At 56.8% G+C, this 24310-nt stretch carries 21 protein-coding genes, 1 tRNA gene and 1 pseudogene; 14 read left to right on the forward strand and 9 right to left on the reverse strand.

Annotated features, from left to right (window positions below; all coding sequences use genetic code 11):
* Nucleotides 1-38: 38 nt before the first annotated feature.
* The 4 genes from QEH54_RS00105 to QEH54_RS00120 all read right to left on the reverse strand — a co-directional run bounded on the left by QEH54_RS00105 (nucleotide 39) and on the right by QEH54_RS00120 (nucleotide 2725).
* Nucleotides 39-863 carry a polysaccharide deacetylase family protein gene (locus tag QEH54_RS00105; RefSeq protein WP_309016570.1) on the reverse strand — a complete coding sequence of 275 codons (825 nt, stop codon included), beginning with the start codon at nucleotides 861-863 and terminating at the stop codon, nucleotides 39-41.
* Nucleotides 864-951: 88 nt separating this feature from the next.
* Nucleotides 952-1374 (reverse strand): hypothetical protein, encoded by a 423-nt coding sequence (locus tag QEH54_RS00110; protein ID WP_309016571.1) that lies wholly within the window; start codon nucleotides 1372-1374, stop codon nucleotides 952-954.
* A gap of 76 nt (nucleotides 1375-1450) precedes the next feature.
* On the reverse strand, nucleotides 1451-1987 hold the full coding sequence (locus QEH54_RS00115; protein WP_309016572.1) for a phospholipase D family protein: 537 nt from the start codon (nucleotides 1985-1987) through the stop codon (nucleotides 1451-1453).
* Nucleotides 1988-2008: 21 nt separating this feature from the next.
* Nucleotides 2009-2725 carry a hypothetical protein gene (locus tag QEH54_RS00120; RefSeq protein WP_309016573.1) on the reverse strand — a complete coding sequence of 239 codons (717 nt, stop codon included), beginning with the start codon at nucleotides 2723-2725 and terminating at the stop codon, nucleotides 2009-2011.
* A gap of 93 nt (nucleotides 2726-2818) precedes the next feature.
* Here QEH54_RS00120 and QEH54_RS00125 point away from each other — a divergent pair, with 93 nt between their 5' ends.
* The 12 genes from QEH54_RS00125 to QEH54_RS00180 all read left to right on the forward strand — a co-directional run bounded on the left by QEH54_RS00125 (nucleotide 2819) and on the right by QEH54_RS00180 (nucleotide 15341).
* The gene (locus QEH54_RS00125; RefSeq protein WP_309016574.1) at nucleotides 2819-3811 is read left to right on the forward strand and encodes a 2-hydroxyacid dehydrogenase; all 993 of its coding nucleotides are present in this window, start codon (nucleotides 2819-2821) and stop codon (nucleotides 3809-3811) included.
* A 44-nt stretch (nucleotides 3812-3855) separates the two neighbouring features.
* Nucleotides 3856-5097 carry an RNA polymerase sigma factor gene (locus tag QEH54_RS00130; protein WP_309016575.1) on the forward strand — a complete coding sequence of 414 codons (1242 nt, stop codon included), beginning with the start codon at nucleotides 3856-3858 and terminating at the stop codon, nucleotides 5095-5097.
* 163 nt (nucleotides 5098-5260) lie between these two features.
* Complete coding sequence (locus QEH54_RS00135; RefSeq protein ID WP_309016576.1) at nucleotides 5261-6109, forward strand: YciI family protein; 849 nt, start codon at nucleotides 5261-5263, stop codon at nucleotides 6107-6109.
* A gap of 36 nt (nucleotides 6110-6145) precedes the next feature.
* Nucleotides 6146-6631, forward strand: a complete 486-nt coding sequence (locus QEH54_RS00140) for a nuclear transport factor 2 family protein (protein ID WP_309016577.1) — start codon at nucleotides 6146-6148, stop codon at nucleotides 6629-6631.
* A 49-nt stretch (nucleotides 6632-6680) separates the two neighbouring features.
* The gene (locus QEH54_RS00145; RefSeq protein WP_309016578.1) at nucleotides 6681-7067 is read left to right on the forward strand and encodes a YciI family protein; all 387 of its coding nucleotides are present in this window, start codon (nucleotides 6681-6683) and stop codon (nucleotides 7065-7067) included.
* Nucleotides 7064-7459, forward strand: coding sequence for a DoxX family protein (locus QEH54_RS00150; RefSeq protein WP_309016579.1), 396 nt, complete (start codon nucleotides 7064-7066; stop codon nucleotides 7457-7459). Before QEH54_RS00145 ends, QEH54_RS00150 begins: the two co-directional genes overlap by 4 nt.
* Before the next feature lie 4 nt (nucleotides 7460-7463).
* On the forward strand, nucleotides 7464-7940 hold the full coding sequence (locus tag QEH54_RS00155; protein ID WP_309016580.1) for a VOC family protein: 477 nt from the start codon (nucleotides 7464-7466) through the stop codon (nucleotides 7938-7940).
* On the forward strand, nucleotides 7937-8296 hold the full coding sequence (locus QEH54_RS00160) for a YciI family protein (RefSeq protein WP_309016581.1): 360 nt from the start codon (nucleotides 7937-7939) through the stop codon (nucleotides 8294-8296). The genes QEH54_RS00155 and QEH54_RS00160 overlap by 4 nt, the downstream gene beginning before the upstream one ends.
* Nucleotides 8297-8474: 178 nt before the next feature.
* Nucleotides 8475-9101 carry a TetR/AcrR family transcriptional regulator gene (locus QEH54_RS00165; protein ID WP_309016582.1) on the forward strand — a complete coding sequence of 209 codons (627 nt, stop codon included), beginning with the start codon at nucleotides 8475-8477 and terminating at the stop codon, nucleotides 9099-9101.
* Nucleotides 9102-9215: 114 nt separating this feature from the next.
* The gene (locus QEH54_RS00170; RefSeq protein WP_309016583.1) at nucleotides 9216-10472 is read left to right on the forward strand and encodes an efflux RND transporter periplasmic adaptor subunit; all 1257 of its coding nucleotides are present in this window, start codon (nucleotides 9216-9218) and stop codon (nucleotides 10470-10472) included.
* Nucleotides 10473-10719: 247 nt separating this feature from the next.
* Nucleotides 10720-13911: a multidrug efflux RND transporter permease subunit gene (locus tag QEH54_RS00175; protein WP_309016584.1), complete on the forward strand. Its 3192-nt coding sequence runs from the start codon at nucleotides 10720-10722 to the stop codon at nucleotides 13909-13911.
* A gap of 20 nt (nucleotides 13912-13931) precedes the next feature.
* Nucleotides 13932-15341, forward strand: a complete 1410-nt coding sequence (locus QEH54_RS00180) for an efflux transporter outer membrane subunit (protein WP_309016585.1) — start codon at nucleotides 13932-13934, stop codon at nucleotides 15339-15341.
* A 155-nt stretch (nucleotides 15342-15496) separates the two neighbouring features.
* Here QEH54_RS00180 and QEH54_RS00185 read toward each other — a convergent pair whose 3' ends face one another.
* Both QEH54_RS00185 and QEH54_RS00190 read right to left on the reverse strand, forming a co-directional pair.
* Nucleotides 15497-16519, reverse strand: a complete 1023-nt coding sequence (locus QEH54_RS00185) for a Fic family protein (RefSeq protein ID WP_309016586.1) — start codon at nucleotides 16517-16519, stop codon at nucleotides 15497-15499.
* Between the two features lie 622 nt (nucleotides 16520-17141).
* Nucleotides 17142-17229 (reverse strand) — tRNA-Ile (locus tag QEH54_RS00190).
* Between the two features lie 40 nt (nucleotides 17230-17269).
* Here QEH54_RS00190 and QEH54_RS00195 point away from each other — a divergent pair.
* Nucleotides 17270-18697, forward strand: coding sequence for a tyrosine-type recombinase/integrase (locus tag QEH54_RS00195; protein ID WP_309016587.1), 1428 nt, complete (start codon nucleotides 17270-17272; stop codon nucleotides 18695-18697).
* A gap of 388 nt (nucleotides 18698-19085) precedes the next feature.
* Here the strand turns inward: QEH54_RS00195 and QEH54_RS00200 are convergent.
* Together QEH54_RS00200 and QEH54_RS00205 are read right to left on the reverse strand one after the other, a co-directional pair.
* A pseudogene (locus QEH54_RS00200) lies at nucleotides 19086-19328 on the reverse strand (IS1595 family transposase); the annotation flags it as partial.
* 143 nt (nucleotides 19329-19471) lie between these two features.
* Complete coding sequence (locus QEH54_RS00205; RefSeq protein WP_309016588.1) at nucleotides 19472-20662, reverse strand: DNA-binding transcriptional regulator; 1191 nt, start codon at nucleotides 20660-20662, stop codon at nucleotides 19472-19474.
* 134 nt (nucleotides 20663-20796) lie between these two features.
* On the opposite strand from QEH54_RS00205, the gene QEH54_RS00210 reads away from it, so the two are divergent.
* Nucleotides 20797-22929 (forward strand): alpha-glucuronidase family glycosyl hydrolase, encoded by a 2133-nt coding sequence (locus QEH54_RS00210; RefSeq protein WP_309016589.1) that lies wholly within the window; start codon nucleotides 20797-20799, stop codon nucleotides 22927-22929.
* A gap of 254 nt (nucleotides 22930-23183) precedes the next feature.
* On the opposite strand, the gene QEH54_RS00215 is transcribed toward QEH54_RS00210, so the two are convergent.
* A complete protein-coding gene (locus QEH54_RS00215; protein ID WP_309016590.1) occupies nucleotides 23184-24278 on the reverse strand; it encodes a helix-turn-helix domain-containing protein in 1095 nt (364 codons plus the stop codon).
* Between the last annotated feature and the right edge of the window lie 32 nt (nucleotides 24279-24310).

The following is a 24310-nucleotide window of genomic DNA, read 5'->3' on the forward strand; positions in this document are numbered from 1 at the left end:
AACGCTGGAACCTTCTAGTGTTGACTGTGGCAGGAGCTCTAACGCTCGTCCCAGCCGAGGCGTTGGAACTCGGCGTGGGCGTGGGTCATGACGTTTTTGAAGGTGTCGATCCAGAAGCGGTCCTGGTTTTCGACGAGATAGTCGAGCAAGGCTTGATGCAGCTCCGCGTCGGTGACCAAGTAATCCCCTCCGACTCCATGCATCAGGAAAACCGCTACGGTTCCCTTTTCGTAGCAATCTTCTAGATACGCGATCGAGGCGCTGAGGTCCTTACCTGAGGGATCGAAACCAGGCGTATTGTTGAAATCTAGGTCCCGTATCGATCCAAGGTTTGAATACACGCCGCGAGAGGCGACGAACAGGTCGTCAGCGATGGGCAGAAACGAGCTTTCTCCATGCTCAGCCGCTGTGTCTCCGCAGGGGTAGGCGAAGGTGCGGGTGGACTGGCCGTCTATAGCGTGCAGGAGCGTATTGGTAATTTCCAACTCCGACCGGACGCGATCGAGTGAGTATTGATCCAAGTCGCGGTTCGCGGCCACCCAATCTCTGCCAGGCAGAGCTTTGCGGCAGGGGTGAAAGAGCGAATGGCTCGCCAGTTCGTGGCCAGCGCTCGCGACGTCCCGCCAGTCGTCCAGACGGTCGTTCATGGTGCGACCGTTGCCTTGCAGAAAAAACGTACCCTTGAGGCCAGCCTCTTCGAGCTGCGGGTAAGCGACGTCGAGCTGGGACGCGAGGGAGTCATCGTATGTCAGGCAGACGGCCGCGCCTTTTTCGTTGGGCCATCGGAAGGAGTTGGTGTCGGCGGCGGCGCAGAGCGCGTAGCCAATCGAGAGGGCGGCGAAGACGAGCGATTTGGTAGTCATAGCGAGATTAGGGGCAGAGGTGAAAAACTGGGGGCAGTTTAAGCGGCAAGAGCCGCTTCGCCAGACGAAGTTTAGCGTCTCGGGCCTTTTACTTCCGATTGAAATCTCCGGCTTCCGGGACCGCTTCCAGAATGGATTGCACGGGCACGCCTAACCAGTTCGCGGCTGAGCTCAGGGTGGAAAAGGTTCTCATCGCCCGAATGTCGGAAACGTTGCTCGCGACGATTTGGCTGAACGCGGTCGTGATGGGCGTGTCTACGATGAGCGCGGTTTTCGATCCTGCCAGCGCTGTGAGGTTTGTTTTTGTCCATTCCGCGAAGGCGAGGACTTCCGAATGCGTAATGGCGGTGCTGATACGGTGGAATATGCCGAGGGAGTTAACGCCTGGGCGTATCCAACCTCGTTCGATTTCGAGCAGGCGCAGCTCGATCAGAGAGTCTAGTGTGACTTCGCCGTTTATGATCTCAACGATCAGGCTATGGCTTTCGATGAAATAGGAATTCAAAAGCATCGCGTTTGATTGGGTTTGCTCGAATATTCTCTTTCTTGTCAAGAAATTGGTGGTTACCGAGGAGAGGGCGACACCGTCACTCGGCGCCGATTAGCTCGTGATAGGTGGCGCAATGGGCCTTGCGCTGGCAGCTGGGGCAGTGGCCGCCGATCCATAGCGTGTCGAACTGCTGCATGATCGGCCGTACGAGCTCGGGGTCGTCGCTGAGAATGCCGCCTTCGAAGTTTCGTCGATCCTTGCTTTTCATGCCGAGACCGGCCCCGGTGAGATTGGCGCTGCCGGTGTAGGCGAGGCGCCCATCGACGATGATCGACTTGAAGTGGGCTCGCGGGCAGAGGATCATCTCCATGCCATCGATCAGGTTTGGAAAGCGATCGTAATCCTCGCGAAACGCGGGGCCCGGCTCCTTGGCGTGTATCAAGCGAATGGATATGCCAACGTCGACCAGCTCGGACAGGCGCTGGAGAAAGGGGATGGCTCGCCTGCCGCGCTTGATGTGCATGTCCTTTATATCGGAGGTGGCGATCCAGAGGAACTGCTGGCACTCGTTCACTGCGTCGACGATCACGCTCTGGTGCGTCTCTTCGTTGGCGATGAATCGGGTGGTGGGCATGGGGTGTTATGGGCCGATGGTTCAGCTGATGAGTAGCAGGCGCGGAATGCTGCTGGCAACTCTTGATGGAGCGCGGTGGATGCAAGGGGGGACCGGGCTTTGCGGATACAAGGTGGCGATGCGCCATAGGTTTCCGAATCCGAAACGGTAGGGGCGCGCGTCGGACGCGCTTTCGTAGTGGAGATCGAAGCACTGGTCGTTCAGCCAGGCCTCGAAGAGCGGATCATCTGCTCCCTGATAGAGCGCAAGCAGCCGGGCCCTTATTTCGGGGTTGTCCACTTTTCGTCGAGCCTGTTCGTTGGGCAGACCCTCGCTGCAGGCCTGGTTGTAACTGCAAAGGTAGGTGTCGGCCTCTCCGGTTGCGCTGTCCGCGTGCCAGGAACAGACGTCGGTACTGACTGGTTGGGACTCGAGCTGGGGATCGTAGCCCGGCACGATTTCCAGGCTCGGTTGCAGGCCCGCGTCTCTGAGCAAGGTCTGGTCGGCGATCATCTGGGCCCGAGCCGTGGTTCCCGCAGCGTCGAGCTCGAGTCCGAGCAAGGTGGAGGTTTCCAGAGGCGTAATGGTCTTGTGGTGACGAAGCTTGCGGGCGACTGCGTCGAAATCGCCTGGCAGGTTTCGTCGCCAGCAGAGAGCGTTCACGCCATCGGAAAACCGGACGTCGAGCAGCTCTTGAAAGCTGTCCACGTACTTGACGTGCCGGGAGTCGATGGAGCGCGAGGAGGGAGGGCCGAGCATGGTAGGAGTTTGGAGGCGGGCTGTTTGGGCTGGCAATGCTTAGCGAATGCCAGCTACGTTGCGAGAACCCATCAAGTGGAATCCCAATACGTTATGAAAGTCATTTTTTTTAGCGCGAAGTCCTACGACCGAGAATTCTTCGAAGCGGAAAATCGAGCCTATGGCTTCGACCTGTCGTTCATCGATACGGACCTTTCCCTGGAGACCGTCCTGTTGGCGAAGGAAGCGGATGCGGTTTGCGCCTTCGTGAACGACACCTTGGACGCGCAGATTCTCGGCTCCCTCGCGGAGAGCGGGGTCCGCTCCATCGCTCTGCGCTGCGCGGGCTTCAACAATGTGGACTTGGCGGCGGCCAAGCGGCTGGGAATACGCGTCGGCCGCGTGCCGGCCTATTCGCCCTACGCTGTGGCGGAGCACGCCGTGGCTTTGATCCTGGCCCTCAATCGCAAGGTGCATCGGGCCTACAACCGCGTGCGCGAAAGCAACTTTTCGCTGGAGGGGCTGATGGGATTCGACCTGCATGGCACGACGGTCGGTGTGATCGGAACGGGCAAGATTGGCCAGATCTTCGTCGGCATCATGAAGGGCTTTGGTTGCGAAGTGCTGGCCTACGATCCTTATCCCAGCGAAAAGGCGGCATCGTTGGGAGCGAAGTACGTTTCCCTCGAGGAGCTTTATCAGCGCTCCAGCATCGTGAGCCTGCATTGTCCGCTGTCTCCAGAATCTCATCACATGATCGATGAAGCCGCTATCGAGAAGATGCAGGATGGAGTGATGCTCATCAACACCAGCCGTGGGGCTTTGGTGGATACAGCGGCTTTGATTCAGGGCTTGAAGTTGCGAAAGATCGGGCACGTCGGTTTGGACGTCTACGAAGAAGAGGCGGATCTGTTTTTCGAGGATCTCTCCACCCAGGTCATGCAGGATGACATTTTCGCTCGTCTTACCACGTTTCCCAACGTGATCGTGACCGGCCATCAAGCCTTTTTGACATCCAACGCCCTGCGAAACATCGCTCAGACCACGCTTGGCAACCTGAAGGCCTTCGCTGACGGCGCCGAATGCCCGAACGAGCTTTCGGTCTAGACGCCGGGCAGCGCGCCTGTCGTTTCCCACTGCAAGAACAACGCATGTCTCGTCCAACTGCTATTTCCGCGGAAATCGCTGCCATCTATCGACGCGAATCTGGAAAAGTGATCGCGACCTTGGCCCATTTGCTGGGCGATTTGGATCTTGCGGAAGACGCCATGCAGGACGCGTTTGCGGTAGCGGTTAAGACTTGGCAGGAGAATGGGATTCCCGAAAAGCCGGCGGAGTGGCTCATTTCCACGGGGCGATTCAAGGCCATCGATGCGATTCGCCGGCGCTCCAAGCTTGAGACGCTGCAGCCCGAGCTGGCTCGACGATTGCAGGAGATCGAGGACGCGAATCTTTCTTTGGCGGAACGCGATATCAAGGACGACCGCTTGCGGCTGATCTTCACCTGCTGCCACCCGGCGATCGATCTCAAGGTGCAGGTACCGCTGACGCTGCGCGAAGTATGCGGGCTGACGACCGAGGAAATCGCCAGCGCCTTTCTGACCGCTCCAGCCACCATGGCCCAGCGCATCGTGCGCGGAAAGGCCAAGATTCGAGACGCCCGGATTCCGTTTGTTATCCCCTCGCTGGCGGACTTGCCGGAGCGGTTGGACGCGGTCTTGTCGGTCATCTATCTGGTTTTCAACGAAGGCTATTCCGCTTCCACGGGTGAGAGTTTGACTCGCCTCGACCTTTCGCAAGAAGCCATCCGGCTGGCCCGCCTCGTGTTGGAGCTGATTCCCGACCCGGAGGTGAAAGGGCTGCTGGCCCTGATGCTGTTGCACGAGTCTCGTCGAACCACGCGCGTCGACGCCCAAGGAGACATCGTTCTGCTCGAAAATCAGGATCGAAGTCGCTGGGACAAACAGCTTATCGCTGAAGGCTGCGCTTTGGTCGAGGAGTCGCTGGCCTCGCGACGCTTCGGTTTCTACGCCATTCAGGCGGCCATTTCGGCGACCCATGCCGAAGCGGCTTCGAGCGAGGAAACGGATTGGGCTCAGATCGTGGCCCTCTACGATGTCTTGCTGCGCATCGAGCCATCGCCAGTGATCGAACTCAATCGCGCTGTGGCGGTCGCCATGCGGGACGGACCCGAGGCGGGCCTGGCTTTGATTGACGCGTTGTTGGAGCGAGGCGAGTTGGTCGATTATCACTTGGCGCATTCCGCCCGTGGCGAGCTTCTGCATCGACTGGGGCGCGGAGAGCTTGCCAAGGCAGCGTTTGAGACGGCCCTCGGACTCGCCAAGCAGGAGCCGGAGCGCCGTTTTCTGCGTCGCCGGATCGCGGCGCTTTAGGCTGCCCGTCTAGGACCTCGCCCCGGCGGGCCAATTTTTTTGGAAAAACCTCCGACCGTTGTCGATTTGCCGTCAGCTCCTTCGATCAATGGGTGTAAATTCAATTAGCTCCTGGCGTCAGTCCAGCGGAGCGATGTGCAACCCACCAACGATAGATTCGATTATGAGAGTGATGGTATTAGTGAAGGCCACCAAGAGTTCCGAAGCGGGTGAAATGCCCAGCGAGCAATTGATGGCGGACATGGGGACGTTCAACGAAGCGCTGGTCAAAGCGGGCATCATGCGGACTGGCGATGGGCTTAAACCCAGCTCTGCCGGAGTGCGTGTGCGCTTTAGCGGCAAGGAGCGCATGGTGACCGATGGTCCTTTCGTGGAAACGAACGAGCTCGTCGCGGGCTATTGGCTGTGGGAGGTCGCGTCCATGGACGAAGCGATCGAATGGGTGAAGCGTTGCCCAAACCCGATGCCGGAGGATTCCGAGATCGAGATTCGTCCCTTCTATGAACCGGAGGACTTCGCGAAGGCCGATCCGTCGGGCAAGCTGCGAGAGCGGGAGGAAGCGCTTCGCGATGCGATTTCCCTGCAGTCCGCTCAGGTGCAGTCCTACCTCTTTTTCAGTGGTCGCTGCGAGGAAGCTCTCTCGTTCTACACGGAGGTCTTGGCTGCGAAAGTCGGCATGATGATGCGCTTCAGCGAGTGCCCGGATCCTTTGCCGGAGGGGATGCTTCAGCCAGGATTCGAAAACAAGATCATGCATGCGGATTTCACCGTTGGGAAAACGAATCTCATGGCCTCCGATGGCTGTGGCGAGTCGGGAAGCTACGAGGGCTTTCGTCTTTCGCTCACTGTATCCACGGAAGCAGACGCCGCACGAGTTTTCAACGCTCTCTCGGAGGGCGGGAAGATCGACATGCCATTGGGCAAGACCTTCTGGTCGCCTTGTTTCGGGATGGTGACGGACAAATTCGGTATCGGATGGATGGTTACGATTCCCGATCCAGCGAATTCATAAGGTATACAAAATAAGAATACGAAAGGAGAAACTGTTATGACGAAAACAAACGACACGAAAGCGGACGAAGCGAAGATTCGAAAATTGATGGCCGACTGGTCCGATGCTTTGGAGCGTAAGGATGTAGACGGACTGGTTGCGAATTATGCTTCGGACGTGATTCTCTTCGATGCGATTCCACCGTACAAACGAGTTGGCGTTGAGGAGATTCGAGACACATGGACGCATTGCTTGCCTCATTTCCCAGAGACATTCCAGTCCGAGCATCGCGACATCACGGTGCAGGTAGCGGGCGATGTCGCGTTCGCATACGGCGTTCATCATATCGTCGCTGACGATCATCCCGCTGCGAAGTCTTGGATGCGGGTGACGGTTGGGTTCCGTCGCATCGAAGGCCAGTGGAAGGTGATGCACGAGCACGTTTCGCTGCCATTCAACCCGATGGACAACCAAGCGTGGTCGATCACGGATCCGGAGGTCTTAAGCCAGCCGGACTACTCGGGAGCTTGCGCGGGAGGCTGATGAAACCGATAATGATTCCCCAAACGCCTCACATTCAACCTGACGAACAATGAAGTACATGCTCCTGACTTATGGAAAGGAAGACGCTTGGACGGAAGAGGAACGCGAAAGCTGCATGCTCGAGTCCATGGCGATCTGCGACGAACTGGAAGCCCAGGGAAAGTGGATAGCTTCCTCGCCTCTTTATCCTGTAGACAGCGCCACCAGTTTGCGGATACGCGACGGAAAGCGGCAAATCACCGATGGTCCTTTTGCGGAAACAAACGAGCAGCTCGGCGGATACTACATCATCGATGTAGACGATCTCGACGAAGCGATATCGATCGCAAGCCGCTTGCCGCCGGCTAAGAAAGGAACGGTGGAGATCCGTCCCCTGTTTCCGCTTCCTGAGCGAAGCGCCGAGGCGGAGGCGAGATACGAAGGCAAGCCTGTATGAACAAATCAAAGACAAAGCTGGCCGGCTGGATCTTGAGCGGCCTGTTGTCGGCGTTTCTCATCTTCGCGAGCGCCAGCGGAAAGTTCACCGATTGGGAAGGGAAGGAGGAGATGTTTAGCCATCTCGGGTGGTCGATCGATACCATGGTTGCTATCGGGATACTTGAGGTGTTGATCGCCATTCTCTACCTTGTTCCTCGCATCGCGTTCTATGGAGCGATTATGCTCTCCGCATATCTCGGAGGCGCCGTCGCTACTCATGTGCGCGTTGGTGATCCCTATTTTATGCCGGCGCTGCTTGGCATCGTCGCTTGGGTCTCCCTGGCGTTGCGCGATCCGTCGGTTTGGAATCTAGCGCTTGGAAAACGTAACGAATTATCAACTACGGATTAGGCTTATGAAACTGAATACGAAAGTCACCCCGTGGCTCGGCTTCAAGAACCAGGCCGAAGAAGCCGCGGCTTTTTATACCTCGCTGATTCCGGACTCTCGAGTGGGCAAGGTTCGACGTAATCCCGCCAATGATGAGGTCCTGTTCGTGGAGTTCGTGCTTGGTGGCATCCCCGTTTGCGCTCTGAATGTCGGGCAGGACTGGGAGTTTACCACCGCCTTTTCATGGTCGGTCGCCTGCGACACGCAGGAGGAGCTGGATCGGATTTGGAACGCCTTGTGCGAGGGCGGAAAGGAAGTGCAGTGCGGCTGGCTCGAGGATCGCTACGGCCTATCGTGGCAGATCGTGCCGGCCCAATTGGGCCAGTGGATGGACGACCCGGATGGTGAGCGAACCAGTCGCGTGCTGAATGCGGTCTGGAGCATGGTGAAGCTGGACATTCCCACGCTACAGGCTGCTTACGAGGGAAGGGAGGTCACGTGAAGTATTTGATCCTGCTGCACGCGGAGGAGGGAGCGTGGTCGCCTGAGGACTACAAGGCCGCTCTGGCTGAGTCGATCAAGCTCTGCCACGAGCTCGCGTCGGAAGACGTGTTTCTCGGGGCTCATCCCCTTCAGGCGCCCGAAACGGGAGCAGTGGTCCGCGTGCGAGAGGGAAAGCGTTTCGTGTCCGATGGCCCTTACGCGGAAACCAAGGAGTATCTGGGAGGCTACTTTCTGGTGGACGTGCCCAGCATGGAGGAGGCGATCGAAATCGCAGCTCGAATCCCTGGTTCGCATCGCGGCACCGCGGAAATTCGCCCCGTGCTTGAAGTGGAGGGCTTGCCAGGAGGCGTTTAGCAGCGTGTCAGGCGGCCCTTGAAGACGCGAGCGCGAGGGTCCTGGTAGTCGTTTACCCGACAAAGAAAGGAGGATGATCCCAGCTAGGGTGACGAAATGGTTTCAATTTGACCATTTGTCTACTAAATCGTCAAAACCGCTTGACTAGACGAATGGTCAACTATCTTTTGGTGTCACGATGGGAAGAAAGTCTGACGCCAAGGAACGTTTGATCGAGGCCGTCCTGGATCTGATCTGGGAGGGCAGCTACGGCTCCTTGCGCATCGACGACATCTGCGCCAAGGCGGAGGTGAAGAAGGGAAGCTTCTACTATTTTTTCCCGTCCAAGGACGCCCTCGCGGTGACCGCTTTGGAGCACTACTGGGAGAATTCCGCAAAGCCGTTCATGGACAAGCATTTCTCCCCATCGATGACTCCCATGGATCGCATTCAGAGCTATATAAAGGGAGTGATCCAGCACCAGCGTGACATTGCCGAGCAACGCGGCCGCGTGCTGGGTTGTTCTGTTCTCTCCATCGCTTGCGAGACGGGGACCAGCGATGAGGCCGTGGCCAACACGGCTCGTAGTATCTTCTCCCGCAAGAGCAAGTACCTCGAGTCTTGTATCCGAGACGCTATCGCCGAAGGGGAGATTCCGCCGATCGATCCCGAGGAGCGAGCGGCGGGCTTGTGGGCCCTTATGGAGGGTTCCATGGCCCAGGTCCGAATACTCGGAGACCTCAAACCGCTCGAGCGCCTGCCTTCGCTGGCGGTTTCCTTTCTGCGCTCGCCCGTAGAAGGCAAGAATCCGACCTCCGCTCACTAGGAGACCCGAAGCGGACTCCAGCTAAGCGACAAACTTCGCATTTCATTGCAGCCTTATCAGCACCGTTTTTCGTCTTAAACTAGATAAGTAGTCAACTACTAGCCTAATCCAGCCATGAAAGATACCAAAGAAACAAACGACCCCAAGCTTACCCCCCAGTCCGCGAAGCGCCCTCGTAGCCAAGGCGCTCGCTTTTGGTCGGCCTTTGCCGTCACCGCTGTCCTCGCGGGAGGAGTAGCCCTTTGGGCCTCGAAGGATTCCAACGAAGAGCCGCAATCCGCGACTGCGAGCCCTCCGCCTGCGCCGCAGGTTACGGTGGTGCCGGCTGAAGAGAAGCTCGTGGTGGCCAGAACCGAGCGACTGGGCCGTATCGCCGCCGTTGAGACCGTGGAGCTTCGACCGGAGGTTTCGGGCAAGATCGCTTCGGTGAACTTCGAGTCGGGTGAACGAGTTTCCAAGGGGCAGGTCCTTTTCGAGATCGATCCTAGCTCATACAGGGCCGCGGTCGAACGAGCCCAAGCGCGGGTGGCCCAAGCCGAAGCTCGGGCTCGGACCGCTCAGCGTGAAGCGGACCGCGCCAAAACGCTCTTTGAACGTCGAGCCATCTCCAGTGAGGAATCGGAGCTGCGCCAGTCGCTCGCCGCGGAAGCGTCCGCCGAGCTCCTGGCGGCCCGGGCGGAACTGGAAACCGCTCAGATCGATTTGGACCGAGCCTTCGTGCGCTCGCCCATCGATGGGCGAGTGAGCCGTGCCTATGTCACTCAGGGTAACCTCGTTTCGGGGACTCCCGGCGGGGCCACGCTCCTAACCACTGTTGTATCCACTGGAAAGGTACATGTTTACGTGGATGTGGACGAAGCGACCATTCAGAGGTTCCGACTCGCAAAGAGCAGGGGAGAGATCCTTTCGGACGAGAATGGAAACGTGCCAGTGGAGCTGCGTTTGGATCAAGATGACACGTATTCGTATAGCGGATATGTGGAATCGCTGGACAACCGCATCGATCCGGAGACTGGAAGCTTGACGGTGCGGCTGCTCTTCGAGGATCCGGAGGAGATGCTTCTCCCGGGTTCCTTCGCTCGCGTGCGCATCCCGATCAGCGCCCAGGTCCCACGCATCGTGGTCAAGGAACAGTCTATCGGCACGGACCAAAGCCAGAAATTCGTGCTCGCCGTTCAGCCTGACAACACCGTGGCCTATCGAGCAGTTTCCCTCGGAGCCTCTCTGGGAGGCGAGCGGGTGATCACCGCAGGCCTGGAGCCGGGAGATCGCGTCATCGTGAACGGCGTACAGCGTGTGGGCCCTGGCATGACGGTTGAGCCTCAACTGGCGTCGACCTTCCAAGAACCAATCGAAGTGGCAACGCGCTAGCCGCCTTCTCAAATCCACCACCACAACAAAGCATCGCCAATTGTAGTTTCTCCTTTGCCGTAGGGCGGGGCGCCGAACCGCCATCTAGGATGAACTGTCGCCTCAACGCGGCGACCTACAGGTTTCAACCGAAGTGATGCTCTCCTAAATAAGTAACTGACACATGCGGGCGCTCCCTGACGCCCGCCGAGCTACTGCTTTGCCCGGATACAGGGGCATTGCGGCGCTGAACCCGGAGCCTTCTGCTATGAACTTCACGGACTTCTTCATCAAACGACCCATCTTTGCTGGGGTTGTATCCATAATTATATTTCTCGTGGGAGCGATCGCGCTCTTTCGATTGCCGATCTCGGAATACCCCGAGGTCGTGCCCCCCACGGTGGTGGTGAGAGCCACCTATCCAGGGGCCAATCCTAAAACCATTTCCGAAACGGTCGCCGCTCCGCTGGAGCAGGCCATCAACGGGGTGGAGAACTCGCTCTACATGTATTCCCAGGCCACCAGCGATGGGGTCATGACGCTTACCATCACCTTTTCGCTGGGGACGGATTTGGATACCGCTCAAGTGCAGGTGCAAAACCGCGTGGCTCAAGCCTTGCCGAAACTGCCGGAGGAGGTGCGGCGTCTTGGTGTGACAACTACAAAGACTTCGCCCGACCTGCTGATGGTGGTGCACTTGTCGAGTCCGGATGCTCGTTACGACGATATCTACGTGCGCAACTACGCCACCCTGCAAGTGCGCGATGTTCTGGCACGCTTGCAAGGTGTAGGCGAGGTGCGGGTGTTTGGTTCCGGCGACTACGCCATGCGAGTATGGCTGGACCCGGACGAGATGGCGTCGCGCTCGCTAGTGCCGAGTGATGTGGTGGACGCCATACGCGAACAGAACGTGCAGGTGGCAGCCGGAGGGATCGGGCAGCAACCGCTTTCCGACACTTCCGACTTCGAGCTGCTGATCAACTCCCAGGGGCGGCTTTCGTCGGCCGAGGAGTTCGGAGAGATCATCGTCAAGTCTGACGCCTCCGGCAACGTGGTGCGCCTCGATGAAGTGGCGAGCATCGAGATGGGAGCCTCGCTCTATTCTCTGCGTTCCTTGCTCAACAACAATGCCGCGGTCGCCTTGCCGATCTCGCAGTTGCCCGGTTCTAACGCCATCGCGGTATCCGACTCAGTGCGCGAAACCATGGCCAATCTCTCGGAGAATTTTCCGGAAGGGCTGCGCTACGACATCGTTTACGATCCGACTATTTTCGTACGCCAATCGATCGACTCGGTCATCCACACCTTGCTGGAGGCGATCGCGCTTGTGGTGGTTGTAGTGATATTATTCCTACAAACCTGGCGGGCATCCATCATCCCTCTGGTGGCGGTGCCCGTGTCGCTGGTTGGCACCTTCGCGGTGATGCTGGCCCTGGGCTTTTCGATCAACAACCTTTCACTCTTCGGTCTGGTCTTGGCGATCGGCATCGTGGTGGATGACGCCATCGTGGTGGTGGAAAACGTGGAGCGAAACATCGCCCTTGGATACAGTCCTTTCGAGGCCACTCGCCGAGCGATGAAAGAGGTGACCGGCCCGGTGATTGCCACTTCACTGGTGCTGGCGGCCGTTTTCGTACCCACCGCGTTTATCAGCGGATTAACCGGGCAGTTCTACAAGCAGTTCGCCATCACCATCGCAATCTCGACCTTTATTTCGACCATCAATTCGCTCACCCTTTCACCGGCATTGAGCGCGATTCTCTTGAAAAGCCACGATGCTCCCAAGGACGCTTTTTCGCGCTTCCTCGACGCCGCGTTGGGCTGGTTCTTCCGCCCTTTCAATCGCTTCTTCGAATGGACCGCTGGCAAATACGCTGCTGGGGTGGGACGTCTGATTCGGTTCAGCGCATTGACGCTGCTGCTCTACGGAGGGCTGTTGGCCTTGACTGGTTGGGGCTTCAAGGAAACGCCGACCGGGTTCATTCCCACGCAGGATAAGGGCTATCTCGTGGCCTTCGCCCAGTTGCCTGATGCCGCTTCGCTGGATCGGACCGATAGTGTGATTCGGGCGATGGGAGACATCGCCCTCGAACACCCTGGCGTGGCGAACGCAATTGCCTTCCCAGGTCTGTCCATCAATGGCTTCACCAATTCGCCTAACAGTGGCATCGTGTTTGTGGCTCTTAAGGATTTCGATGAGCGCGAGGGCCCCGGCATGTCAGGACAGGAAATCGCTCAAACCCTGCAGCAACGTTTCGGAGCCATCCAAGACGCCTATATCGCCATCTTCCCGCCGCCGCCGGTTCAAGGACTCGGCACCACCGCTGGCTTCAAGCTCTACGTTGAGGATCGTGCCGATCTCGGATTGGACGCCCTCTACGCCAGCGTGCAGGACCTCGTCGGAAAAGGCTACGCCTCGGGGCAGCTGACTGGTTTGTATTCAAGTTTCACTATCAACACGCCGCAGCTGCAGGCGGATGTGGATCGGGAAAAAGCCAAGCAGCAGGGCGTCGATTTGCGTGAGCTCTACAACACGATGCAAGTGTATTTGGGATCTCTATACGTGAACGACTTCAATCGCTTCGGGCGCACCTATCAAGTGGTGGCCCAGGCCGACGAAAACTTCCGCGACGAAGCGGAAGATATCACTCGACTGCAAACCCGCAATCGAAATGGCGACATGGTGCCGCTCGGAGCGTTGGTGGAGGTCAGCGAGACCTATGGTCCCGATCGCGTCATGCGCTACAACGGCTATCCCGCGGCGGAGATCAATGGAGCGCCCGCGCCCGGGGTCAGTTCCGGAACGGCGGAAGCCACCATCGCCGCTCTGGCGGAGCAGAATCTGCCCAAGGGGATGGCCTTCGAATGGACGGAACTGACCTACCAGCAAGTGCTCGCGGGCAACACCGGTGTATTCGTTTATCCGATATCCATCCTTTTGGTGTTCCTTGTATTGTCAGCTCAATACGAGAGTTTTCGTTTGCCGTTCGCGGTCATTCTGATCGTGCCCATGGCCTTGCTCGCCGCCCTGACGGGCGTTTGGTTGACCCAGGGGGACAATAACATCTTCACCCAGATCGGCTTGATCGTGCTCATTGGCTTGGCGGCCAAAAACGCGATTCTGATCGTGGAGTTCGCTGCCCAGCGACGTTCGGAAGGGCTGTCACCGGTTGCCGCCGCGGTGGAGGCGGCCAAGCTGCGGCTACGTCCAATCCTGATGACCAGCATCGCCTTCATCGCCGGGGTTTCGCCGCTGGTCTACTCATCTGGAGCGGGGGCTGAAATGCGACGTGCCATGGGGGTGGCGGTCTTCTCCGGCATGATCGGGGTGACGGTGTTCGGCTTGCTGCTGACGCCTGTGTTTTACGTCGTAGTTGAAAAGCTAGGACGAACTAAAAAAGTAGAATCTAAAAACGAAGGCCCTCTGCCGGCAGGCGCTCAGGCAGAGGCGGGAGCATAGGGAAAATGGGAAAACGAAACGTGAAAACGATAAACCTAACAATCGTCCTGGCTGGGTTGCTTGGCATGGCGGCCCCGTTGGGAGCCTTCGAAGTGGGGCCGAAATACGCCTCGCCAGAGGTGGGACTGCCGGAGTGTTTCGACTACCATCAGCAGGATCCGGCGGTCCCCACAGAACTGACGCGCTATTGGTGGACCCTGTTTCAAGACCAGGAGCTGGATCGCCTCATCGAGCTGGCGCTTTCCCAGAATCTCGATCTGCAAGCCGACCTGCAGCGAATCGCCCAAGCCAGAGCTGCTGTCGGGCAGGCACGAGCAGACCTATTTCCTCAGCTCGCTGTGGATGGTTTAGGCTCTAGGGGACAGAGTCTGGAAAGCAAGTATCGAGAAGTTGACTACGGTTTGCTCGAAGGGGTTTTGAGCTACGAAGTCGACCTGTGGGGCGGGGTGCGAAAGGGAACCAAGGCGGCGCGCTACGAAGCGTCGGCTCAGGTTTTTCAGCACCACGCCCTGCGGCTCTCCATTGCGGGGCAGGTGGCGAAAACTTGGGTTTTGTATCGAGCGACGCTGCGTGAAGAACAGATCGTGTCGCGAACGGTGGATACACGCCGAGACGCTCGCGATCTCATCGCGGATCGCGTTTCGCTCGGAACGGAAGCCGAATACGACCTAGCCCGAGCGGATACAGAACTCGCCACCGTGGAAGCGGACCTGGCGGAAGTCCGGCAGCGTCGCAAGCAGCTCGGAAACGCCTTGGCGCTTTTGCTCGGCAAGGCAGCTCCCGGATTTGCCAGCGAGCTCGCCGAGGTGGAGCGATTGCCCGCCGCTCCCGAGCTGCCCGTGGCCGTGCCGGCGGAAGCTGTTTCTGCTCGGCCCGACGTGGCGGCAGCGGAGAGACAGCTTGCAGCGGCCGTGGAACGTATTGGCGTGGCTCGGGCGGCCTTTTATCCAAGCATTCGCCTAAGCGCATCGGGTGGCTGGGAAAGTGGCGAGCTCGATGACTTGATCGACGACGACAATCGGATTTGGTCCTTTGCTCCGCAGGTTTATCTGCCTGTGTTTCAAGGGGGGCGAAACAAGTCGCGCCTCGCTCGAGCCCAAGCCCGTTACGCGGAGCAGGAAGCCCAGTTTCGACAGACGGTTTTGACCGCCCTGAGTGAAGTGCAGACCGCCCTGGATGCGGTGAGTCTGCTCGGCGAGCGCGAGCAAGCCACCGCTCGAGCGATCACCGCCGCTCGAAAAGCCGCGTCGCTCTCGCAGGTTCGTTACGATGAAGGATTTGTCAGCTACTTGGAAGTGGTGGACAGCGAGCGAACCGCTCTCTCGGTGGAGCGTTCGCAAGTGGCGCTGCAGGCCTTGAAGCTGATTGAAACCATTAGTCTAATACAATCGCTCGGCGGAGGCTGGGAACTCCCCACTGAAACCGAGTAAACGACCCATGATCCCCGTCGTCCGCGGCGGGGATTTTTCGCTTCGTAAGGGATCAGCGTTTGTACGATCGAGGGTGTGTGGATGACGATGGCCGATAGAAGGTGAGTTTTTTGACCGGTTCTTACCGCCTTGGCGCGTTCCCCTTTTGAGCTTGCCTAGTCGTTTCGCTTGAAGAGGCGAAGGTAGGGCTCGAAGAGAAAAAGCCGGCCACGCTTGGCCCCGGTCATTTCGCGTAGTAGGCCACAGTCAACGAATCGCTCGATTAGCTTGTAGGCTGTGGGCTGAGAGACTTCGGCGGCTTTGGACACGACCTGGGCGTTGACCCAAATATTGGTGAATAGAAACTGAAACAGAGCAAGGCCTGACGTCGCTTGGGGTTTCCATGCTGAAATCTCAGCTTCCCAATGGTTCTTGAATTGAAGGATCAGGTTAAAGGTTTCGACACCTCTGGCCGCTGTTTCGCTAAGTCCATCTAAGAAGAAATGCAGCCAATCATCGATCGCGTTCTCTGTCCGCACGCGAGTCAGTCGATCATAGTACTCCTCTCGATTTCGTTCTAGATAGTCTGACAGGTAGAGTACTGGCTTTTTCAGAATCCTCTGAGAGACGAGATACAGAGGTACCATCAAGCGACCGATGCGTCCGTTCCCGTCGAGAAACGGGTGGATCGTTTCGAATTGGTAGTGCATGATCGCGACCTTTAGAAGCGGAGGCAGATGCAGCTCGCTGTTGTGGGCGAAGAGTTCCAAATCCCCCATCAGTTCAGGCACGTTCTCGTAAATGGGAGGGACGAAGCGGGCGTTTCCCGGATTTGAGCCTCCTATCCAGTTCTGGCTTCGGCGGAATTCGCCCGGTGTCTTATGCTCGCCTCTCACGCCGGACATCAAGGTCGCGTGGGCTTCTCTCAGCAAGCGAGTGGAAAACGGGAGGTCTACGAGGGTTGCGATCGCGGTGTCCATCGCTGCGATGTAGTTGTTTACCTCGTGCCAGTCGTCGCGTCGCTCCTCGACGATTTCCTCTTCGGGCAGCAATGCTTCCTCCATCTCGGTTTGGGTATCTTCGATGCGACTAGACTCTGTAGCTTCTTTCGCTACGTGCATGCGAACGAACAAGTCTAGGTTAGGTACGTATTCGGAGAACATGTCCAAGCGTCCGAGATTGCGGTCGGCGCGGCTCAACGCCTCAAGAACCTTAGGTTCATCGATTCGCCACGGTCGATTGATCAAGCTTGGTTCAAAGCTTCGAAAACCTGTCTGCATTAACCATTTGCCCGCCTCAAAATCATGCATTCTCATGCTCTAACGCGCTTTCTTAATTAAGAAAGCACCTTATTTAAAAAAAAAGGCTATTTCTTAATTAAGAGATCCCGCTATTTAAAAATTCGAAGTCTGGGTGAGGAGCGCCAGTTGCTTGACGAGATCGTAGTCAGACTGCTCTTGAGCAGAGTTCTTGGGGCCGAAGCGGCTTTGTTTCGCGATGCTGGTAGGCCCGCTCCGACTCGTTCACGAGCGAAGCGAGTACCGAGGCGAAAGCCGACAGCGTAGCGAACAACAGGCCTGACACCGAGGACATAAGTCCTTGGTTCGAGAGGTTCCTTTTCGGAACTCTTTCCCCCGCTGGACGGAGGGTTACTTTCGAGTTGGTAGGCCCGCTCGGACTCGTTCACGAGCGAAGCGAGTACCGAGGCGAAAGCCGACAGCGTAGCGAACAACATGCCTGACACCGAGGACATAAGTCCTTGGTTCGAGAGGTTCCTTTTCAAAACTCGGTCCACCGATGTACGGGTGGATGTTATCGAGTTGGTAGGCCCGCTCGGACTCGAACCGAGGACCAATGGATTATGAGTTGGCCGATTCGTTACAAGTTCCGTCTCTAGGATTACAAGCCTTTCCAAGTGAAATGACTGTGAATCAAAAACTTAGGAGACGATGGCTGCGAAAATTGAAAAAGTCCAGAACAACCTTATTCAGGTGAATTTCGGAGATTCTAGTACAGAACTAGTACAGAATTTTCCGCCGAAAAAGCCCCGCAAACGGCAAAAACTGAAGAATTCGACAACCAACGGAAACGGCGAAACAACCAAGTCCAAGTCGACGCTGGCGTACTGGAAAAGCGCGATCCGGCAGCGGACCTACCGCCACAAGGGAGAGCTTCGAAGATGTGCGGACTATTCTGTTCGAATCGCCCACGACGGGGAGCAGCATGACATTCCGCTAAAGATCTCCGATCGAGAGAAGGCGGCAGCCAAGGCTAAGTCGATTTGGGAGTCGGTCGTCGCGAACGGTTGGGAGCGAACGCTGCTGGGATTGGGAGTTAAGTCCAAAGGCGACGCGTTGACCTTCGGAGACTACTTGGCCGAGTTTCTGAAGATGCCAGGTGTCGCGTTGATGACTGCGGAAGAATACCGCAAGAAGGTCATCACCCTTGTCGCTGAAGTCGCTGAAATCAAACGCTCGCCCTCCGTGAAGGCACCCCGGAAGGAACTCGAGAAATGGCGCAGGAAGGTGGAGAAGGTCAGGATTTGCTCGCTCTCAGACAGGCAGTTCACGAAATGGCGTGAGTCATGCCGTTTGGCTTTGGAGAGAGGCGAGGTCTGCGGCCAAATCAAACGCAGGCGATCCGCATCGACAATCAACGGATTGATCAGGGCCTACAAAGCTGTCTTCAGGGCAGAGCAGATCGAAAAATTCGCTTACTTGGATCTTCCCGAGAAGATTCCTGGCGCATCGCTTAGATTACTCCGAGAACCTTCGTACCGATACAAAGGAGGCATCGATGCCCAGGCTCTTCTCGACAAGGCAGACTCGGAACTCAGGGAAACAAATGTGGAGGCTTACAAGGTTCTCCTGCTGACCCTGGTATGCGGACTTAGAAGAACCGAGGCTGATCTTCTCCTCTGGAGCTCGTTCGATTTCTCGCAGAGCTGTATTCATGTTACGGCGACGGAATACTACCAGCTGAAATCGAAGTCTTCGGAAGGCGTCACCTACTTTTCGGAGGAGGTTTGTCGGTTCTTCCAAGAATGCTTTGCTGGGAGATCGGGAGAGTTCGTCTTGGAGTCGAAACGTCCGCCTCTCCGGCACAAAGTAACTTACCAATACCATCGAGCCGAAAAGGCTCAGGAGGAACTCATTGCTTGGCTCCGCGCGAACGGAGTGAAATCTCGCAAACCCATCCATTCGCTGCGTAAGGAATTCGGGAGTCTGATCAATGAAGCCTACGGAATTCACACCGCCTCATCTGCTTTGAGGCACAGCACGGTGACTGTCACAGAGAGCCACTACATCTGTCGCAAGGTAAAGCCAGTTGTCGGTTTGGGGAGAAACCGCCTATCTGTGCCTGATGGATCGGGGTGAATGGGCTATGTCGGACCCGCTGTAGACTTGTCGCCAGCATTCGCTGCTCCTTCGCGACATGTTTGCGGCCCCATACTCTAGTGCTGGAACGGGAATGCGTTTTTTTCCGAACGACTCGGGCTTGCGGTATCGTGAGAGGTCGAAATCGAGTCTCGTGCCTGAGGGTGGCGACGGCTCCGACTCCGTCACCAAGGCTCGCGAGCGTGAGCTCCCCGCATAGTTGCTTCGACGTGTTCGCGGCCGCGTGGAGACCGAATCCGTGGCCGTTCTTCTTGGTCGTGAACCCGTGTTGGAAGATGCTTTCCATATGTGCGTCCTTGCTGTCTGTACTATTTTCTCGAATACTCAGACTCACGAGAGTCTCGTCTTTGTGGTCTTCGATAGTCGTCGCTCTGCGACCTCGCTTGCCCTTGCGGACTCCGCCGAAGTAGCTCACGTCGGCCTCGATCTCCCCGCTCAGCTCGAAGCTCGGGAGCTTGCTGGCTATGAGTTCCCTCAGCCGCAAAAAGAAGTTCGCCGCCGTGTTGCGGTGCACACCGACAATCTCCGCAGTCGCCCTTGCGGTGGATCCCGCCACGAAAAGCTTGATCAGCTCCTCTTGATTGCGAGGGCTGAGTCGACTGCTTCTTATATACATTCTACCATCCTAATGTCCTTCCTTAGCTAGGACAGCCCCTAGAGATTAATTGGGTAAGGAACGCGACCGGAACGACAGTGTATCGTAGCAATCGATACCCGGGAGCTGACTATAAGCGGTTAAATTAGACTAGCGGTTTAATCGGGCCGTTCGTTGTTATCGTGTTCCGGCGAAGCAAACTCGCTTTTCTTGGAAAGCCGGTATTTGCGAGGGGTGGTGCCGATTTGCTTTTGGAAGACTCGGTGTAGGTATTCGGGGGTGTTGAATCCGGATTGGGCGGCGATGTCGGCGATGGGCATTGCGGATTCGCGGAGGAGGCGACAGATGTGGTCTAAGCGATGCTGGTTGAGCTTGCCGAGGATGGAGAGCTTGAGGTGTTCTTGGAAGCGTCGCTCGAGGGCACGACGAGAGAGGCCGGTGGCTTTGACGATATCGGCGACGTTGATGGGGTTTTGGAAATGGTTGTTTATGAAGTGAAGGGCCTTCACGACGTGGGTGTCATTGATCGCGAATACGTTGGTGCTTTGCCGCACAGTGATGCCTTGATGCGGGATCTCGATGATGCGGTTTTTGCTTGGGGCCCCGCGCATTATGAGGTCTAGCTCGGCTGCGGCCCGCCTGCCAAACTCTTCCAAGTCGTGGTTGATACTCGAGAGCGGCACTGCAGCGGTGGGGCAGATGAGCGGGTGGTTGTCGGTGCCGAGTACTGCGACTTCTTCGGGGACGCGGAATCCGCAGGCGATGCACGCATCCAGGAGGTTGACCGCTTGGCTATCTTTGAAGGCGTAGACGGCGCAGGGGAAGCCACGTTTTTGGAGAGTCTCTTGTATCCAAGTTCTGAGGGTACGCCAGTTCGGAGGAGACGATTGGAAGGCTTCGCTTACGATCAGGGTGGCGCATTCGAAGCCATTGGATTCCAGTTCCGATCGGTAGCCTCTTAGGCGCAGTTGGGCTGCGGGAGAGCTGTTTTCCGAGAACCAGAGAAAACGTTGGAATCCGCGTCCCAAGAAGTGCTGAGCGGCGCTCCGCCCCATTTGTTCATTGTCGCCGGTCAGATGCGGCATCTTGAGTCGGTGGCGGGTAATCGACAAGTTGACTGTCGGTTTCTTGCGTTGGATAACGGCATCGCTCAAGGGGTCGTTTGAGCTGAGCACTGCGATGATGCCATCGCATTCGCGTTGTTGGATCAGCTCGGGTGTGTTGCCGAAGAGGTTTGTCAGATGCCATCCGTTTTGCCCCGCGTACTGGGCTATACCTCGGTGCATGCGATCGATGTAGTGGGGGCCCATCGCGAGGAGTACGCTCTTTTGCTCGGTGGCTCGGCTCATGCACGACCTATTGATGAGCGAGAGACGCAAATGTACATAAAAAACTCGGATAATTACATGATAGCGTGTGTGCTGATGTTCCGTATGAAGGGACATTTACTATGAGTCATCCAAGATTAGATTGTTGTGTGCCGATGAAAACGTTGTTGCTCGTATCGCTGTGCCTGATGATAGGTGTTCATCTGGGGGCTGAGGTTATTCCGATCGTGCGAAGCGAGGCTGCGGATGTGCGGGAGAAGTGGGCGGCCTCGGAGCTTTCACGCTTTCTCGAGGAAATCTACGAGGGTGACCGTTTCCCGGTGAGAACAAAGGAACCGAAGAGTGGGGGCTATATTTTGCTTGGGACTCACGGGAGTGTTCCTCTCTTGAGGGAGTTAGTCGATGATTCGGGCGTTACGAAGCCGGGATCTTTCGTCGTGAAGCGGGTGACGAATGGTGGGCGCGAGATTGGCGTAATCGTGGGAAATAATAGCCGCGGGACGCTTGACGGCGTTTACGCGCTGCTGGAGCAGAAGCTGGGCTATGGCTTTTATTTGCATGGGAACGCGGCGGAGAATGCGGACTCGGGGCCATTTTCTTTCGATAAATGGGATTTGGCTGCTAGCCCGGAGTTTCAGGAGCGGCTTGTTTTCAATTGGTACAATTTCATTTCCGGGGTGAGCGCTTGGAACTTGGATGACTACAAGAAATGGATACGGCAATCTGCTCGTATGCGTTATACGAGCGTAATGCTTCATGCGTACTCTTGGAGCCCGTTTCATGCTTTTTCCTACAATGGAGAAACGAAGCCGGTGTTGCGTATCCAAAATACTCAGTACGGGCCGCTGTGGGATAATAAGCAGACGGAGGATATTCGGAAGCTGATCGGTGGGGAGCTGTTCGAGGACGAGGGGCCCATCTTCGGGGCGGACGTGAGCAAGGTCGGGTTTGATGGCGTTACGCTGGAGAATCGAGTCGCTAGGGCAAAAGCGATGATGCGGGAGGTCGTAGACTACGCGGTGAACACGGTTGGTATGGAGTTTAACTGGGTGATCGATGTGGATACGGGGTATGCGAATCCGCAGAATGTGATCATGACTTTGCCCGAAAAGGACCGTATTCGCATGTGGGATCGCTACGTCGCGCGTCCGGATACGGAGGAAGGCTATTTGTACTATAAGAATATGATCGAGACGATCATAAGTGACTATCCGGGGATCACGAATCTGACGGTTTGGTGGCGGGCGAATAGTGGTACGAAGTACGATGGGATGGTGAACCCTTTGCCCTTTGACGATAAGCTAGCTCGACTGCCGGATGAATGGCATGAGGAGTACAAGGCTGCTCCGGATGATGCGATCGGGCCTGATACAGAGCAGTTCCCGACAGTGGCTCCTGCTAACCTGTTTTATGCGAAGGTAACCGAGGCGTTCCGGAACGCTTTGGACGAGCTTGGGCGTTCTGAAGTTAAGTTGGGTTACGGTAGTTGGATACGATCGAATGAGGAGTATACGAGCTTCTTTCCCGCAAACTATTTTCAGGATGAGGAGCTTACCGCTTACGCCTTGGAGTACAATATGAAGTTCGATACGAACGAGGCGTTTCGGGAACGGCTCCGGCGTTATGGGGAGAAACGGAATCTTGTAGTGATTGAATGGGCACACCACGACGATGGAATGTACCTGGGGCGTCCCTATACCCCGCCTACCGATTTTGCCGACAAGCTTCACGAGTCGAGGGCGCATGGTTTCGGCGTGATACATTGGATGACGAAGCCCTTGGATGTATTTTTTAAGAATCTGCAGAATCAGATCTGGAGTGATTCCTTGAACGAATCTTACTTGCAGACCTGCGAGAAGGTTGCGTATGACTACTTCGGACCGACGCAAGCCGAGCAGATGGCGAACTACCTTGCGGAGTGGTGGACGACGGCGCCCCAGTTCGGGAGAGAAACGGGATTGCTTGGGCAGACGAATGTAGGGGATTTTGATGATCGGATTGCGGGTTGCGAACGACGGATCGCGCTGTTGGAAGCGGTGGATACCTCTGGGTTTTCCGGTGAGGCTCTTGCGCGTTGGAGATTCTTCAAGGGACACGAGGAGTGGATTGCTCTCTTTCATCAGGCACAGCGCGACTGGGACCTTGAGTTGCAGAAGGCAACGATTCTCAAGTACATCGAAAAGGGAACAGCTGAGGGCCCGATGACTCGTGGGGAGGAGGGAATCCTTATCCAGCACAATCTTAAATGGCTGGATACCGAGAAGGAGCACAAGAGGATGGCTCATTGAGATTTGGGACGCAGGGGCACGTTTTTTGAGGATCCGTTCTAACTGGTAAGGTGATTTTGAGAGGGTTTGGTCTTGGCGTTTTATCGATTTCCCAATCGAAGCTCCTTACCCCGAAATGCTGCTTTCGAAGGGAGCGGGGCCAATCTTCAGTACCTTGCTATCCTCGCGTCCGAATCCAGGAATTCACTACTTGCCGCAATGGACTGAAGACTCTGCCAGTGGGGGCGGGGCAAGATGTATGAGATGAGAAGACACTATTCAGAGCTCCCAGGCAGGGCTAGGAATCGCTTGAGCTGCGTCTCAGCATTCTGTTGAAAAGAACCTGTTCTGTCGCTTGGTAGTTGAGGTGTTGAAGTGATACGGATTTCCTGTGTCTGTCGGTAGTCGCTGGGAGAGGCTCCCATGTGTTTCTTGAAGAGGCGGGAGAAGTAGTAGGGATCAGTGAAGCCGAGTTGCTCTGAGATTTCGGATACGCGTAGAGTGGTGGTGGCGAGGAGTTCGCAGGCGCGTTGGACCTTGAGTTGGTTGAAGTAGTTGATAGGGGAGCAATTGTGGCGTTTGCTGAAAAGGGTGCCGAAGTGATTGGCGCTCATGGAGGCAGAGGAGGCGAGATCGTCGAGGGTGAGGCGACGCGAGAGGTTGCGGTGCATGAACTCGATGCTTTTCTCGACGTTTTCGTCGGCGGTGCGGGTACGTTTTTCGGCGGCCCGCATGCGGAGCTGAATGAGGCCGAGCAGGGCGCTTAGCGCTCCTGTGGCGGCGACGAGGTTGGTATGGGTGTGGGCGTCGCTCATGAGCTGGAGGAGTTGCTCGATGGAGAAGGTGAGCTCTTGGTGTTGGGCGACGTGGAAGACGGGGAGAGGTGTGGTCGAGCGGATGAGATCGAGGTAGTCGGAAGCTTGTTTGCCTTGGAAGTGAACCCAGTAGGGCTTCCACGGATTGTCCGGGTCGGCTCCGTAGGCGTGAGGGGCTTTACTGGGGAGCAGAATGGCGTCGCGCTTTTCGATTGCGTAGCTTTTGCCTTGGTACTCGAGCCAGCCGCGGCCATCGGGATTGTAGATGAAGATGGTATCGTCGATCCCGACCGGGCGGGGCATGTAGTGGGTCCGCGGAGCCTCGTGGTAGCCAGCTCGAGTGCATAGTAGGTCTCTGGTTATGGGGAGGGCGAGGAAGCGTTCGGTCAGCTCGGGGGAAAGGTGGGCAACTCGCATGCCAGGAACCGCTCCGCGCATGAGATAGCGTATGGTTTCGAGGGGGACGTCTTCGAACCTCTCGAATACTGCTCCGCGCTTGTGCAGGAGTTGGGCGACGGCAGATTCGCCTTTTGTTTGTGGGGAGACTGAAGGCATATCCAGATATAGTCCATTACTACGGTCTTTTT

Origin of the sequence: Pelagicoccus sp. SDUM812003 (assembly GCF_031127815.1) — a bacterium.
Classification (GTDB): Bacteria; Verrucomicrobiota; Verrucomicrobiia; order Opitutales; family Opitutaceae; genus Pelagicoccus.